This window comes from Micromonospora sp. NPDC049836 (assembly GCF_044465125.1).
GTDB lineage: Bacteria > Actinomycetota > Actinomycetes > Mycobacteriales > Micromonosporaceae > Micromonospora.
On the sequence record NZ_JBITLH010000030.1, the window covers coordinates 1 to 14754 of the forward strand.

The following is a 14754-nucleotide window of genomic DNA, read 5'->3' on the forward strand; positions in this document are numbered from 1 at the left end:
CGATGGTCATGGTGGCGACGCCGCCACCAGTTCAGAGCCAAAACAAGCCACTACCAGCGAAGACAACGACTCCGCGAAGTGCGGCTGGAGTACTAAGGCGCCCTGTGTCGCCGCTTCCTGAAGACCAAAATTCAGCCGGCGTTGACACCGAACTCCACTTTCTCGGCTATTACGCAGTAACGTTCCTGGTTCCACGAACGTTTCAACTCGGCAAATCCGCGCACAGTCAGGGACAGACAGGTCGCGGCGAGGGCGCTGAGGTTACGCGGAGTTGACCAGCCAGGTCCGGCCGTCGATGAGTTCCCGGACCGCGTCCAGGTGACCGGCGTGGCAGGCGGTCTCGCTGATCATGTGCAGGAGCACCTCCCGCACGCTGTCCAGCCGCCAGTCGCCGAACCGGTCCGGCGGCCACCAGGCCGGCCCGGCGTCCAGCGGGGTGGCAGCGATGACGGCGTTGGCGCGGTCGATCTCCTGCCGGTAGCGGTCCAGCACCACGGCGGCCGGGACGTCGGGGTCGACCTGCCAGGCGTTGGCGGTCCGGCTCAGTGTGGCGATGATCTCCGACTCGCCGCCGACGACGCAGCGGAACCAGAACCGCTCGTCGTTCTCGGTGAGGTGACGCACCAGGCCGAGGCAGGACCACCCCGACGGCAGTACCGGCCGGCGGAGGGCGTCCTCGTCGAGGCCCTCCAGGATGCCCAGCACGTGCCGGCGTTGACCGTCCAGGTGCTTGATGAGCAGTTCGTTCTCCGCCGGCGTGGCTGGTCGTGACACAGGATCCTCCTCATCTCGCGGTGACGCGCCGTCCATCGCGCGTCTGCCGCTGGGTCGACTCGATACAGCTGACGATCGGCGGCGCCGGTTCCGGACAGTCGGCGCGGAAGCTGTTGGGCGGCGCACCTGCTCGGCCGGGCACTGCGCGAAAGCGTGGATACGGTGCGACATCTGCCGTTCGCCGGCACGGTTGCGCTGGAGTTGGCGAACCGGCCGGGCACCGTCGGAGAGGACGCGCGGGAGTTGGCTCTCGCGATCGGAGTGCGCGGGTAGCCCTCCCTCGGGCACGAACTGTCCCCGCCGCCACCCCCGGCCACGGGGCAGCGGTACCAGGCGCGCGAGCAGGCAGCGGCGCAGCGGCGGCTGCTCGACCAGGCTGAGCGGTTGCGCGGGGACCGGTGGCACCGCGGGCCGACGCAGACCGTGCCGACGGCTCAGGCGGGGAGCAACCGGCCTGCCCGCCACCCGCCCGCCACCGCTTCCCAATCAGCCGTGACCACTGGCCGGCGGGGGAGGAGCGGTGAACCAGGAGCAGCAGATCCGTGGCGTGCATCGGTGAGGTCTCGACGGCATGTGCGTCGGGTGGGCGAGGCTCATCCCGTACTCGTGTTGGCAGGTGGAGTGGGCGACCAGCCGGCAGGCGCGGGCGAGCTGCGGTGGCCGCGCCGTGCCGCGCACGGTCCGGCGCAGCTCGGTGCGGACGGCAGGGTCGCCAGCGCTACCGCCGCGAGTACGCGACGTGCTGGCCGTCGGGTTTTCGTGTGGCGACCGTCCCATTCACTTTTACTAACGACGGTAGTAAAAACTAGTGGACTAGTTTTTAAGCGCCCCAAGAGAGGGTGTCATGTTGAGAAAGCAGCTTCTGACGATGGCGGTGGCCTTCGCAACCGCCCTCGCGGTCCCCGTCTGGCTCGCCCCGGCCGGGGCATCGGTCCCGGCCGGGACCACCGACGCACACGACGCCCACGATGCCCACGGCAGCGCGACCACGTCGCCCTCGACGTCCGAATCGGACCACGGCGCAGCCGTGGACTGGAAGACCATGGACGAGCAGATGGCCAAGCGGGACAAGTCGTTCCCGGCCGCCACCAAGGGCGAAGGTGGCAAGGACCTCGCGCCCACCGTGCTCGCCGACGGGACCAAGGAGTTCCACCTCACCGCCGCGCCGACGAAGTGGGAGGTCGAGCCGGGCAAGATTGTCGACGCCTTCGCATTCAACGGAACGGTACCGGGCCCGACGATCCACGTGAACGTCGGCGACAAGGTCAAGATCGTGGTCGAGAACCAACTCCCCGAGTCGACCAGCGTGCACTGGCACGGCATCCAGCTGCCCAACAACATGGACGGCGTGCCCGACGTGACCCAGGACCCGATCCAACCGGGCAAGAGCTTCACGTACACCTGGGACGCGACGCGCCCGATGGTCACCTGGTACCACTCGCACCACAACGGCACCAAGCAGGTGACCAGCGGTTTGTACGGCGGCATCGAGGTGGGTGACATCCCGACGCCGAACAACATCAAGCCGAGCCAGGTCGTGCTGATGCAGGTGCAGGACGCCGGCACCGTCGGCATGACGATCAACGGGAAGTCGTTCCCCGCCACCAAGCCGATCGATGCGCACCTCGGCGACTGGGTCGAGATCACGTACATCAACGTCGGCACCATGGAGCACCCGATGCACCTGCACGGGGTGGACCAACTGGTGATCGCCAAGGACGGGTTCCCGTTGCCCGCGCCGTACACGGCCGACACCGTCCCGGTGTCGCCCGGCGAGCGCTACACCGTCCTGGTGCACGCCAACGCCAAGGGCGCCTGGGCGTTCCACTGCCACATCTTCCCGCACTCCGAAGGATCGCAGGGGATGTTCGGCCTGTTCACCTTGATGCGCATCTCCTGACCGGGCAGTGACCCCCGCTCGGAGACCAGCTTCCACCATCCCCGCTGTGGCATGTCATGCGACTTGGAGGTTCCTGCCGTGCCCCTCAACTCATCAAGTCCCCCGGTGCCAAACGTCCCGGACCCACCGTCTTCGAACCCGGCCGGTCGCAGCAGGGCCGCGGCATGGCTCGGCGACCTGTTCCCGATGCTCACCAGCGGTGTCGCGCTGGGTCTACTCATCGGATTCGTTTTTGTCGGGCTCGCGCAGCCGCACAGCGCCCTGGACCTGTCCGCCTCGGGAGCGACGTCCGCCGCGACCGCGGGCGAGTCCGCCCCGGGCGTCGGCAAGAAGCTCAGCTTCGACATCGAACTGGGCGACATGTACGTCAAGCCCGCCTCGATCAGCGTGCCGCGCGGGGCCGATGTGACGGTCAACGTCACCAACAAGGGCAATCAGCAGCACACCCTCTCGCTGGAGGGCGTGGACACCCCGTTGCTCGACCCGGGCAAGTCATCGACCGTCCACTGGGGCGTGATCAGCAAGTCGACCCAGGCGTGGTGCCTGGTGCCGGGCCACAAGGACGCCGGCATGCTGCTGGCGATCAATGTCGAGGGTGAGCAGGCGCAGGCCGCGACGGGCGGCGCCGCGGACACCGCCGGTGGGGGCAACGACGCGACGATCGACGCCAGCGCCAAGCCGTCCGCCGACTGGAAGCCGGTCGACCCGACGCTCCAGCCCGTCGAGGGCGGCACGACGCACAACGTCACGCTGCACGTTCAGGAGAAGACCATGGAGGTCGCGCCGGGCGTCAAGCAGGTCCGGTGGACGTACAACGGCACCGCTCCCGGGCCGGTCCTGCACGGCAAGGTCGGCGACGTGTTCAACGTCCGCCTCGTCAACGACGGCACGATGGAGCACTCCATCGACTTCCATGCCTCGAAGGTGGCGCCCAACATCCAGATGCGGACGATCAAGCCCGGCGAGTCGCTGGACTACCAGTTCAAGGCCCAGTTCGCCGGCATCTTCACCTACCACTGCGGGGCCGACCCGATGATCTACCACATGGGCAACGGCATGTACGGCGCCGTGGTCGTCGACCCGCCGAACCTCCCCAAGGTGGACAAAGAGATCGTTCTCGTCCAGTCCGAGTTGAACCTCGGACCGCAGGGCCAGCCCGGTGACCTGAAGAAGATGATGGCGGGCACGGACGACGCGGTCGTCTTCAACGGGTACTACAACCAGTACGCCTTCGCCCCGATCAAGGTCGCTCCCGGTGCGCGCGTCCGGGTATGGCTCGACAACGCCGGCCCCAACCAGAACATGGCCTTCCATGTCGTCGGCACGATCTTCGACACGGTGTGGAAGGAAGGCGCGTACCGGTTGCAGCCCGGCAACGCGGAGCAAGGCGGATCGCAGACCCTCGACCTGCTGCCCACCCAGGGTGGCTTCGTCGAGTTCACCCTGCCCGACGCGGGGACGTACCCGTTCATCACGCACAAGATGATGAACATGTCCCGCGGCGCGCTCGGCATCTTCCAGGTAGGAGACAACAAGTGACCGCCGCGACCGACGCCACCGTAACCACCGGCGCAACTTCTCCGGCCGCCCCGGCCGGCACGGTCTCGGCAGTGCGGAACACCGCGCTGCTTGCCATCGCCGCCGGCTGCTCCGTGCTGGCTGGCCTGATCCACTACGGCGTGGTACCGGAGCACCGGAGCGAGTGGGTCGGTTATGGGGTGTTCTTCACGCTGATCGGGGCGTTCCAGCTGATCTGGGCCGCCGCGGTCTGGACCGTCCGACGTCCGTGGCTGGTCAGCCTCGGTGTGGTGGTCAACGCCGCCGCGATCGCCCTGTGGGCGGTCAGCCGCACGGCCGGCCTTCCCTTCGGCCCGGAGACGGGCGAACCTGAGGCGGTTGGTGTCATCGACACGCTCTGCGTTCTCGCCGAGGGGGTGGCCCTCACCGCCGCGGTCGCGATGCTGTGGGATGCGATCCGCCGACGGCCCAGCTGACCGACGCCACCGGGGGCCGCGGACCACCTCCGCGGCCCCCGGTGCTGTCGCCGCCCGTGTCGACCCATGGATCGCCCGAAGCCCGAAGGGTGGCCTGGCCTGGCCGCGCCGATGCCGGCGGGTCGCGGTGTGTCCTCCGCCACGTGATTTCTACTAGTAGATTCGGCTAAACTCGCTGTGTGTTAGGGCAGCCGTTGACTGACTCGGATCCGGCTACCGTGCTGGGTGCGAGCCGCAGTCGGGTTCTGGAGGTGCTGCGGGCGGCGGCCGAGCCGGTTGCGGTGCAGGATGTTGCGGAGCGTAGCGGGCTGCATCGGAACACCTCCCGCTTTCACCTGGACGGGCTGGTCGATTCGGGTCTTGCCGAGCGGGCGGCCGAGGACCGCAGCATGCCTGGTCGTCCCCGGATCGTGTATCGCGCGCTCGTCAGCCAGGTCCCGGCCGGGCAGCGCAACTATCGGCTGCTGGCCGAGATGTTGACCAGCGTCGTCGCCGACACGCTGCCCGAGCCTGACCGGGCCGCGGTGACAGCCGGCGAGGCATGGGGCCGCTATCTGGCAGACCGGCCGGCGCCGTCGCAGCGGATCGATGCGGCAGAGGCAGTGCGTCGCCTTTCCACCGTGCTGGCCGATGCCGGGTTCGCCCCCGGTGCGGCAGAGGGCGCGGCGGATCCGGTGATCCCGTTGCGGCACTGCCCGTTCCGTGAAATCGCCGAGCAACACCGCGAGGTGGTGTGCTCGTTGCACCTGGGCCTGATGCGAGGGGTGCTCGCGGAGATACGGGCGCCGTTGGCCGCCGACCGGCTGGAACCGTTGGTGCAACCATCCCTGTGCCTGGCTTATCTGGCTCGCGCCCCGCGCTTGCCGGTCGACCCGGCCGGCACGACCCTCTCACCGGTCACGAGCGGGCGAGCCAGCCGGCGACGGTCAGGCCGGGCCGGCCAGGTCGAAGGTGGTCAGGACGGTCACCCGGACGGCGGAGCCGGCCGCCCGGGCCCGCCTTGAGGACGAAGCGGGCAAGGTCGTCGGACCCGTCAGGCAGGATGACGGCATCAGGGCCGCCTGTCGCATCGGTGGCGCTGGCAGAGCGGCCACCGGAGTGGGAGCTCAACGTGTTCGGGTCGAACATGGCGGCGATCAGCCCTTTGTTCCTTGCCCGCCCTGCGGACCGCCCTTGACGAAGGGCCGAGGCTAGTGGCCTGCGTATGGGTCGTAGAACTGCTCGTCGTCGACGCCGAGCCAGTACGTCTGCTGACGTTCGGCGGTGCTGCCCGACGCAGCCCAGTCTGTCCCCCGTGCGAGCTACCTGCGAATGTCCACCGTGCGGTGACTACTTCGGGCGGGTAAATCCATAGCGTTCGGGGTACCCCGCGACGCCTCCGCCGCGGCTTCTCAAAGGAGTCATCGTGCGTCTGGTATGGCAGCTCTTGGCGGTTGCGGCGGTCTGGGTCCTCGGCAATCTGGGCACGGCGGCGGTGAAGGACACCCCCTGGCTGGCGCTCGTCGCCGGCCTGCTGACGGCCGTCGTCGGGGTCCTGGTCTACGGCTGGGTGGTGCGGCGAACCGAGCACCGGGCCCCCCTCGAGGTGTCGCTGAAGGGAGCAGGTGCCGGGATCAGCTGGGGCACGCTGCTCGGCATTGCGCTGTTCGGGGCAGTCATCGCGAACATCGCCTTCTTCGGTGACTACACGATCAACGGCCTGGGCTCGCCGGCGAGCGCCGTCAGCCTGCTCGGGATCATGGCGGGTGCCGCTGTGGCCGAGGAACTGGTCTTCCGCGGTGTCCTGTTCCGCAACATCGAGCGCTGGACCGGAACCTGGATCGCGCTCGCGCTGACCGGCTCGCTGTTCGGCCTGATCCACCTGGCCAACGCGAACGCGACCCTGTTGGGTGCCGTCGCTATCGCCATCGAGGCAGGCGGGATGCTGACCGCCGCGTACATCGCCACCCGCAAGCTGTGGGTGCCGATCGGTCTGCACTTCGGCTGGAACATCGCCGCGAGCGCCATCTTCAGCACCGAGGTGTCCGGCAGCAACACCGCGCAGGGCCTGCTGGACGCGACGATCTCGGGTCCCGTGCTGGTCACGGGCGGCGACTTCGGACCGGAGGCCAGTGTCTACGCGGTGGGGTTCGGCGTGCTGGCCACCGGCGTGTTCATGTGGCTCGCCCACCGGCGTGGTCACGTGGTCCCCGTCCGTCGCTCGGCCCGGGCGGACGTGGCCGCTAGGCTCTCCCGGTGACCGATCTCCGGCGGGTCCTGGACCGGTGGCGGCAGCTCGATGTCACGGTCCGGGACCTGCCGCTCGCGTTGCTGCCGGCGGTCGCATCGATCGTGCCGGCGTTGCACGGGCTGGGGACGGAGGTCGGCGCGCTGCCGACCCGTCCCTTCGACGCGCTGGCCGTCGTGGCGATCGTCCTCCAGTGCTTCCCGCTCGCCGTTCGCCGGCGGTGGCCGGCCGCCTGCCTCGTCCTGGTGTTCCTCGGCTTCGCCCTCGACCAGCTCCGGGGTTACCACACGATCGCGGGCGCCGGGCTCGCTATCGCGCTGCTGAGCGCGGGTGCCTACCTGGAACACCGTCGTCGCACGGTCGCGATCCTCCTCTCGGGTGCCTATGTGGTGCTGGCGCTCGCGATCGACCTGGTCGGCGGTGCCGAGCGGGCGGACGGGTACCTGACGTTCTACCTGGCGCTGGTCCTCGTGTGGGCCGTCGGCTCCTGGCTGCGCTCCACCCGGGTCGCCGAGACCGAACGGCGCCTCCGGGTCGCCGAGGAGACCCGCACCGCGGAACGCACGCGGATCGCCCGCGAGCTGCACGACGTCGTGACGCACCACGTGACGGCGATGGTCGTGCAGACGGAGGCTGCCAGGTACCTGACAGACGCCCCCGATCGTCTCGACGAGACACTGAATGCGGTCACCGACACGGGCCGGCGGGCGATCGGCGACCTCCGAAACCTCCTGGACCTGCTCGACCCGGGCCACGACGGCGCGGCCCGGGCACCGTTCCTCCGGGACCTGCACACGCTCGTCGAGCAGGCCCGTCAGGCCGGGCAGCCGGTAGAGCTCACCGAGGAGGGCACGCAGTCGGAATCCGCCGGGAGCGCCGAGCTGGTCGCCCACCGGGTGGTGCAGGAGTCCCTGACCAACGCCCTCAAGCACGCCCACGGCAGCCCGACGGCGGTCGGCGTGCGCTACGACGAACGGGAGATCACCGTGCAGATCAGCACTGCCGGGACCGGACCTGAGCAGGTCCCCGTCGGCGCCCGCCCGCGGTCTCCCGGCGGGAGCGGTCGGGGGCTCGTCGGGCTGCGGGGAAGGGTGGAAGCCTTGGGTGGCGAGTTCAGCGCGGACCGCGGGGCCGACGGCGGATTCGTCGTCCTGGCGCGCATCCCCACCGGGAGCCGGTCGTGAGTGTGGCGATCCGGGTCCTGGTGTGCGACGACCAGGCGCTGATCCGCACCGGGTTCGCGACGATCATCGACGCCCAGCCCGACCTCGAGGTGGTCGGCGAGTGCGAGGACGGGCGGGCCGCCGTCGACCTCGCTGGGCGACTGAACCCGGACGTCGTGGTGATGGACGTCCGGATGCCGGTGCTCGACGGTATCGAGGCGACCCGCCTGCTGGCCGGCGCCGGGGTGGCGCGTCCCGTCAAGGTGCTCGTGGTGACCACGTTCAATCTGGACGAGTACGTCTACGAGGCGCTGCGCGCCGGGGCGAGCGGGTTCCTGCTCAAGGACGCCCCGGCGGCGCAGCTGCTGAACGGCATCCGCACGGTTGCCTCCGGGGCGGCGCTACTGGCGCCCGAGGTGACCAGGCAGCTCGTCGGCAGGTACGCGACGCGGATCCGGCCCACCGAGGGCGCCCCCGGCGACACGGCGCTGACCCGGCGCGAGCTGGAGGTGCTGCGTCTGATCGCCGACGGCCTGTCGAACGGCGAGATCGCCGCGGCCCTGGTGATCAGCCAGGAGACGGTCAAGACGTACGTGTCGCGCCTCCTGGCCAAGCTCGGTCTGCGCGACCGTGTGCAGGCGGTGGTCTACGCGTACCGCAACGGGCTGGTGACCTGAGGGTGGCGCACGGCGACGCCCGCGCCCAGGCTGTGCACGGGCGTCGCCATCAGCGTCAGCGACGGGCGGTCGTCACTCCGCCCCAGGCGCTGCCACGGGTGAGGTGCGGGCCGCGGCCCGCGCCGGTAGCACCGAGGCGAGGAGCCCAGCGAGGAGGGCGATGGCCAGGACCGCCGCGAGGTCCGTCCACGGGACGGTGTACCGCACGTCGCCCATGAGGGACAGCGCCGTAACCGCGCCGGCCCAGCCGAACACGAGCCCGAGCACGATGCCGAGGATCGGGCCGACGCCGGCGATGAGCACGCCCTCGACGGCGAGCTGGGCCTTGTCCTTGTCATGCCGGACGCGTTGCGACGGGGGTTCCTGCTGTCAGGTAGCGGAGAAGTAGTGGCCGTTGTCCAGATCGGCGAGGAGGCGGGGCTGAGCGGGTGCCCAGCCGAGGGTGCGGCGGGTGATGAGGTTGGACGTCGGGTAGCTCTGCGTGGCGACGTTCGTGAGGAACCCGAAGTATCCCGGCAGCATCAGCTCGTCCAGGGGGACGCTCACGGCGGGCACGCCCAGGCGGCTGCCGATGGCCTCGGCGATCTCGCGGAACGGGAGGCCTCCGTCCTCGACCGCGTGCCAGTAGCTGCCCGCCGGGCCCTTCTCCAGCGCCAGGCGGAACAAGGAGGCGGCGTCACGGGCGTGCACGGCGTTCCACCGGTTCTCGCCGTCTCCGGGGTAGCCGGCGAAGCCCCTCTCCTTCGCGAGCGCGATCAGGGTGGGGAGGAAGCCCCCCTGGTCGGTCGTGCTGTGCGCGATGTTGGCGATCCGCACGACCGAGGACCGCACGTTCTGCTCGGCGAGCCCGATGACGGCGGCCTCCACGACGTTACGGGCCCGCAGGGTGCCCTTGTGCTCGTCGCCGACGGGAAGGGCCGGGTCGTCCTCGGTGCTCGGACGGCCCAGGTCCCTCCCGCTGCCGGGCGAGCCGATGCTCCCCGCCGCGACCAGCGGCTTTCCGGTCCCCGCGAGAGCCTCGCCGTACGCGAGCATGATCGGAAGCTCCGCGGCGGCGACGGCGGCCACCCCGCCGGACGGGAGCAGGTCCTGCCGGTGCGCGACGTGGATGACGCCGTCGGAGTCCGCAGCAGCCTCCTTGAGCCCCTCGAGGTCCTGGAGGTCGCCGCGGCGTACCTTCGCGCCGAGCGCGGATAGCGTCGCCGCTGCGGTGTCCGAGCGGGCCAGGCCGGTGACCTCGTGCCCGGCGGTGACGAGCTCCGGGATGATGTACGAACCGGAATGGCCGGTCCCGCCAGTGACGAAGACGCGCACGGTACTACTCCTTGTGAGTGATGCGGGGGAAGCGTTGGTGGTGCGGGGTGGGCTCAGCCGGGGTGGGCTCAGCGGGGGAAGTCGACGCCGAGAGCGACGTCGAAGGTCCCGGCGCCGTTCCGGGCCAGGCCCATCAGCAGCGGCCCGACCCCTTCCAGCCAGCGGGCCATCTCCAGGCCGCCGACATCGAAGGGACGCAGCCCGAGGCTCTCGATGAACGCCGACACGCTCGCCTTGGCCCGTGCGTCATCTCCGGCGAAGAACACGTCCAGCGGACGCTCCTGGACCAGGACGTGGCCGAAGACGGTGTTGAACGCCTTCACGACGTGCGCGCTCGCCGGGGCCGCCTTGACGATCTCCTGCGCGCCGGACGTGCCCTCAGGAGTGACAAGGCCGGTGGCGTCGGCGTTGAAGGTGTTGGAGATGTCGATGATGACCTTGCCGGCCAAGGCATCCCCGTACTGGGCGATGACCGGCACGGCGCTGGCGTACGGCACGGCGAGGACGACGATGTCGCCCACAGGGACGGCGCCGAAGGTCCCCGCCGTGGCCCCGACGCCGAGCTCGGCGGCAAGGCCTCTGGCCTTGGCCGGGTCGCGGCCGATGAGTTGGACGGAGTGGCCGCGCGATACCGCGCGTGAGGCGATGGCGTGGGCCATGCCCCCCAGGCCGATGAAACTGATGCTGCTCATGATGAATACTCTTTTCCTCTGGTCTGAATCGAACGGCTTGCCCGTCCGGTTTCTTAGGTGGTCGTTTATTGGCTGGTCGCTTCTTAGGTGGTCACAACCGGCCGGTACGCGCGATCACCTCGCCGGCGAAGTCGAGCAGCTGGTCAAGGCTGGTGAACATCGCGAAGGCATCGAAGTACGCCTCATCAACACCGGACTCGGCGTACCGCTTCAGCTGGTCCGCGACCGAGTCCACGGACTTGCCCGGATCGAGGTTGATCCGCATGGCCGTCTTGAGTGCGTCGGGATCGCGACCGGCGTCCTGCGCCGCTCGACGCGCGATCGACCACAGGCGGCCAGCACCCTCGTCCTGACTACTGATCGACGCAGCTGTCCCAGGGCAGGGGACTGGTCGTCCACCACGCCTGCAGGAACGCCAGCATGTCATCGAGCATCCTGCCGCGCGGCGGCTCGTAGTAGAACGTGCTGAGCGTGCTGGTGTTCAGGCGCACCCGGCTGGTCGCCGCCGCAGCAACGGTCAACAGCAGCATCGGATCGAGGAAGCGGGTCATCTGCGGCCCTCGGTCCAGATCCTCGAGCCCGCGGACGAAAGCGCTCAGGGCGGGGGCGTCGCTGACGGCGGGCCCGACAACAGGAATCACGAAACCGAGCTGCATTGCGTTGAGACTCCTCGGGCGAATTCCTTCGCCACTGTTGATGTCTGACAGCGTCGAGCCGGTGGTCCATCAACCAACCAGAGCGCAGGCATTCTGTTCGCCGACTGCTTGGTGATCCCCAGGGGGCAGCTGGGTCAGCCCGTGAACTCGTTGACGCCTAGGGCGAAGTTCCCGTGGCCGATCCCGTTGCCGGCGAGGCCGACCGTGAGCACTCCCGCTCCTTCGAGCCAGTGCGCCATCTTCAGGCCGCCGACGTCCAGCGGGCGCAGGCCGAGGCTCTCGATGAATGCCGCCACGTCCGCCTTGGCCTTCGGGTCGTCACCGGCGAAGAAGACGTCGGGCCGGCCGTTCTCCAGAACGCCACGGAAGATGGTGTTGAAGGCCTTGAACACGCTGGCACTGGCCGGGGCCACCTTGGCGACCTCCTGCGCGATCGAGGTCGCCTCGCTGTGGGCCAGGCCGTCGAACGGGGCGTTGAAGGGGTTGCTGATGTCGACGATGGTCTTGCCCGCGAGGGCGTCTCCGTACTGGGCGACGGTCGAAACGACACCGGCGTACAGCACGGCAGTGATGACGATGTCCCCGGCCGGGACGGCGCCCCACTCGCCCGTCGTCGTGCCGCCGCCCAAAGCCTTGGCCAGGCCCTCGGCCTTGGAGCGATCACGTGCCATGATCTCGACGGAGTTGCCGCCCGCTACAGCGAGCGTGCCGATCGTGCGGGCCATGTTCCCCGCACCGATGAACGTGATGCTGCTCATGAGGTGTGCCTCTTTCCCTGTGCTCGAGGCGCCTGTTCTCCAGGCGCCGCTCTGACTTGTTCGTGCGTGGTTCAAATAGCGGTGGTGCCCCCGTCGGCGACCAGTTCCAGACCGTTGACATAGCTGGAGTCGTCGGAGGCGAGGAACAGGGCGATGCTGGCTATCTCTTCGGGACGGCCCATCGTTCCGCGGGGGATGAGGGACTCGAATGCGGCCCTCGTCGCCTCGTCGAACAGCTCTTCCTGCTTGGCGGTGCCGACCTGGCCGGGGGTCAGGACGTTCACCCGGATCTTGCGGTCGCGCAGCTCGTTGAGCCAGACACGGGCCCATGCCTGCTGGACGGCTTTGCTTCCCGCGTAGAGGCTCCAGCCGGGTCGGACGCGTCACCCTGGACGGCGATCACGTTGCGGCCGATCAGCCTGACGGCGTCGTCCAGCGCTTCCTGCCGCCGGGCCTGGATGAAGACATACGCTCCTTCCTCGACGAACAGCTTGGCCCCGGCCAGCGCCAGGCCGGTGGATCCACCGGTGATCACCGCGACCTTGCCATCGAGCTTTCCACGGTCACTCCTTTGAATTGATGGGTTTCCGAAACGGGAACGGAAGAGGCCCAATTATTGATGTGCTCATCCTGGTTCAGGCCCTGCCATCAAATGCCGATCCCGAATTCTTGTACACATTTCTCTCGGCTGTCATGAACGATGCCATTGGCAGGAACGGGTGTCCAAGACCTGTTTCAGCCGTGGTGATAACCTCGAGGCATTGCCGGACCTGGAGGGCCCATGGATCTGGACCTGCGCAAGCTGCGCTACTTCGTCGCCGTCGCCAACAGGCTGCACTTCGGCCGCGCCGCCGACGATCTGCACATCGCGCAGCCGGCGCTTAGCCGGCAGATCCGCGCGCTCGAACAGGATCTCGGCGCCTCCCTGTTCACCAGGGACAGCCACGGCGTCACGCTGACCGACGCGGGCCGACAACTCCTGGACGACGCCGGTCCGCTGCTCGCCTCCGCGCACGCGGTCCGGCGCCGGGTGTCCGCGACCGCCCGTGGCGGCCAGCGGCTGGTGATCGGTTTTCGGTCCGGCATCCCGGTCATTCCCGCGGCGCGGGAGTTCGGTGGCCGCCATCCGGACGTGGTCGTGGACGTGCAGCGCATGGAATGGGACGACCAGGTCCCGATGCTGCTCGACGGCCGCGTCGACCTCGGCTATGTACGGCTGCCCATCGACGAGACCGGCCTGCGCCTGGCTACCCTCTACACCGAGCCGCTCATGGTGGCGCTGCCCGCCGATCACCGGTTGGCCGGAAAGGAGGAGGTCACCGAGGCCGACCTGGCCGGTGAGCCGCTGATCTGGCATGCCGACGCGAGCACGCAGCCCACCAGGCGCCCGCACCCCGACTCCGGGCTCCGGGTGCGCGGGGTGGAGGAGAAGCTCGAGCACGTCGCGGCCGGCCGCGGCATCTCGTTCGTGGGGCGTTCGGAAACCGTGTTCTACTCACGGCCGGACATCAGCTACGTGCCCGTCTCGGACTTGGCGCCCGACCAGGTACTCATCGCGATGGCGGCGTCACGCACCTCGCCGATGGCCGACGACTTCTTCGCCGCGGCTCAGGCGACGGCTGAGATCACTGCAGAATGCGGGAACTACGAGATGTGGCAGATTGTTACCGACGCCGCTTCAAAGCGCGGTTGAGCAGCTCGGCTGACATCAGGTTCCTCACTCGACCGGTTGCTTTGTGCTCTGGAGGCCTGCGGGCTATTGCGATCGCCGTGCGGAGGGTCACATACCTGCGTGCTCAAGCCCGAGAAGTGGAAATGAGCGACGCAGACCGTGTGATGGACGGCGCGGAGCGGTTCGAGGCGGACGTGGTCGCGCGCGGACTCGACGTTGAGATCGTCGAGCATCCGAAGGCGCAGAGTCCGACGACGGAGTGGCCCTCGACGCGACGGGCTACCGGAGCGGCGTCACGCCGACCGGGTCGACCACGGCCTGGCCGGTCGTCGCCGACGAGCGAATAGTCGGCCGCCGTATCGCTGTGGGCGCGGGGACAGCGCTCATAGTCGACGCGGGCGGCGAGTCCGGCCCGACCTCGGCCCCAGCCGGCCGCCGAGCCGGTGCTGCGCCGGCCGGTCGCGCCGATGCTCGCCGCCCCGGTCGACGCGGTGCCCGATGCTCCGGGTCGGGTTCACGAGCCGAAGTGGAACGGTGCTCCAGAGATTTCGAGGTGTCTCAGGGGCGAGACGTCCCCGCGCAGTCAACCTGACCATGCCGACCCACGCGGCTTGATCGAGACCACGGTGAGTTGCTACCGGCAGCTCTGCGACATCGATGCGGTGTCCGCTTTTGGCTCCCCTCTGTGTCAAGACACCGCCGGGAGGAGGGTTCTATCCTGGGTCTCGGCGGGTCCGGGAAGTGACTTCTCCGAAGAACCGGCTGGGGGATGAGAGTCGGTCACGCTGGAGTCAGTAGTCGTTCCCCGGTGTCCTCCCGGGCCCGCCGCCGCGGCCACCGCGTCGTCGATCATGCACCGGTAGACGATGTCGGACAGGCGTCGTTTCAGGGCGCGCATCGCTTCCATCGATGTCTTGCCGGCGGTCT

General features: G+C 69.1%; 15 protein-coding genes and 4 pseudogenes. 9 read left to right on the forward strand and 10 right to left on the reverse strand.

All coding sequences use genetic code 11. The features are described from left to right. Positions 1-261: 261 nt before the first annotated feature. Positions 262-774 (reverse strand): DinB family protein, encoded by a 513-nt coding sequence (locus ACIBPB_RS33245; RefSeq protein WP_396843196.1) that lies wholly within the window; start codon positions 772-774, stop codon positions 262-264. A gap of 99 nt (positions 775-873) precedes the next feature. Between ACIBPB_RS33245 and ACIBPB_RS33250 the strand changes: the two are divergent. The 8 genes and pseudogenes from ACIBPB_RS33250 to ACIBPB_RS33285 form a co-directional block, all read left to right on the forward strand. Further along, positions 874-1047 (forward strand): annotated as a pseudogene (locus ACIBPB_RS33250) (XRE family transcriptional regulator); the annotation flags it as partial. Between the two features lie 574 nt (positions 1048-1621). After that, positions 1622-2674 carry a multicopper oxidase family protein gene (locus tag ACIBPB_RS33255; protein WP_396843197.1) on the forward strand — a complete coding sequence of 351 codons (1053 nt, stop codon included), beginning with the start codon at positions 1622-1624 and terminating at the stop codon, positions 2672-2674. Between the two features lie 186 nt (positions 2675-2860). Next, complete coding sequence (locus ACIBPB_RS33260; RefSeq protein ID WP_396843198.1) at positions 2861-4213, forward strand: multicopper oxidase domain-containing protein; 1353 nt, start codon at positions 2861-2863, stop codon at positions 4211-4213. Beyond that, the gene (locus ACIBPB_RS33265) at positions 4210-4668 is read left to right on the forward strand and encodes a hypothetical protein (RefSeq protein WP_396843199.1); all 459 of its coding nucleotides are present in this window, start codon (positions 4210-4212) and stop codon (positions 4666-4668) included. The genes ACIBPB_RS33260 and ACIBPB_RS33265 overlap by 4 nt, the downstream gene beginning before the upstream one ends. A 179-nt stretch (positions 4669-4847) precedes the next feature. Then, positions 4848-5672 (forward strand): helix-turn-helix transcriptional regulator, encoded by an 825-nt coding sequence (locus ACIBPB_RS33270; RefSeq protein WP_396843200.1) that lies wholly within the window; start codon positions 4848-4850, stop codon positions 5670-5672. Between the two features lie 401 nt (positions 5673-6073). Then, entirely contained in the window at positions 6074-6907 is an 834-nt protein-coding gene (locus tag ACIBPB_RS33275) for a lysostaphin resistance A-like protein (RefSeq protein WP_396843201.1), read from the forward strand. After that, positions 6904-8079, forward strand: coding sequence for a sensor histidine kinase (locus ACIBPB_RS33280; protein WP_396843202.1), 1176 nt, complete (start codon positions 6904-6906; stop codon positions 8077-8079). The genes ACIBPB_RS33275 and ACIBPB_RS33280 overlap by 4 nt, the downstream gene beginning before the upstream one ends. Then, entirely contained in the window at positions 8076-8735 is a 660-nt protein-coding gene (locus ACIBPB_RS33285; RefSeq protein WP_396843203.1) for a response regulator, read from the forward strand. The genes ACIBPB_RS33280 and ACIBPB_RS33285 overlap by 4 nt, the downstream gene beginning before the upstream one ends. Positions 8736-8807: 72 nt before the next feature. Here the strand turns inward: ACIBPB_RS33285 and ACIBPB_RS33290 are convergent. The 8 genes and pseudogenes from ACIBPB_RS33290 to ACIBPB_RS33325 form a co-directional block, all read right to left on the reverse strand. Then, positions 8808-9044 (reverse strand): annotated as a pseudogene (locus ACIBPB_RS33290) (FtsX-like permease family protein); the annotation flags it as partial. Positions 9045-9104: 60 nt separating this feature from the next. After that, positions 9105-10049, reverse strand: a complete 945-nt coding sequence (locus ACIBPB_RS33295; protein ID WP_396843204.1) for an SDR family oxidoreductase — start codon at positions 10047-10049, stop codon at positions 9105-9107. 68 nt (positions 10050-10117) lie between these two features. Next, a complete protein-coding gene (locus ACIBPB_RS33300) occupies positions 10118-10741 on the reverse strand; it encodes an NADPH-dependent F420 reductase (protein ID WP_396843205.1) in 624 nt (207 codons plus the stop codon). Positions 10742-10832: 91 nt separating this feature from the next. Beyond that, positions 10833-11006, reverse strand: a complete 174-nt coding sequence (locus tag ACIBPB_RS33305) for a hypothetical protein (RefSeq protein WP_396843206.1) — start codon at positions 11004-11006, stop codon at positions 10833-10835. Between the two features lie 88 nt (positions 11007-11094). Next, positions 11095-11397: a hypothetical protein gene (locus tag ACIBPB_RS33310; RefSeq protein ID WP_396843207.1), complete on the reverse strand. Its 303-nt coding sequence runs from the start codon at positions 11395-11397 to the stop codon at positions 11095-11097. Between the two features lie 134 nt (positions 11398-11531). Further along, entirely contained in the window at positions 11532-12155 is a 624-nt protein-coding gene (locus ACIBPB_RS33315) for an NADPH-dependent F420 reductase (RefSeq protein WP_396843208.1), read from the reverse strand. Positions 12156-12226: 71 nt separating this feature from the next. After that, positions 12227-12475, reverse strand: a pseudogene (locus ACIBPB_RS33320) (SDR family oxidoreductase); the annotation flags it as partial. After that, a complete protein-coding gene (locus tag ACIBPB_RS33325) occupies positions 12436-12690 on the reverse strand; it encodes an SDR family NAD(P)-dependent oxidoreductase (protein ID WP_396843209.1) in 255 nt (84 codons plus the stop codon). The pseudogene ACIBPB_RS33320 and the gene ACIBPB_RS33325, both read right to left, overlap by 40 nt. Before the next feature lie 246 nt (positions 12691-12936). Here ACIBPB_RS33325 and ACIBPB_RS33330 point away from each other — a divergent pair, with 246 nt between their 5' ends. Next, the gene (locus tag ACIBPB_RS33330) at positions 12937-13848 is read left to right on the forward strand and encodes a LysR substrate-binding domain-containing protein (RefSeq protein WP_396843210.1); all 912 of its coding nucleotides are present in this window, start codon (positions 12937-12939) and stop codon (positions 13846-13848) included. A gap of 667 nt (positions 13849-14515) precedes the next feature. On the opposite strand, the pseudogene ACIBPB_RS33335 reads toward ACIBPB_RS33330, so the two are convergent. Further along, positions 14516-14754, reverse strand: a pseudogene (locus ACIBPB_RS33335) (IS110 family transposase); the annotation flags it as partial.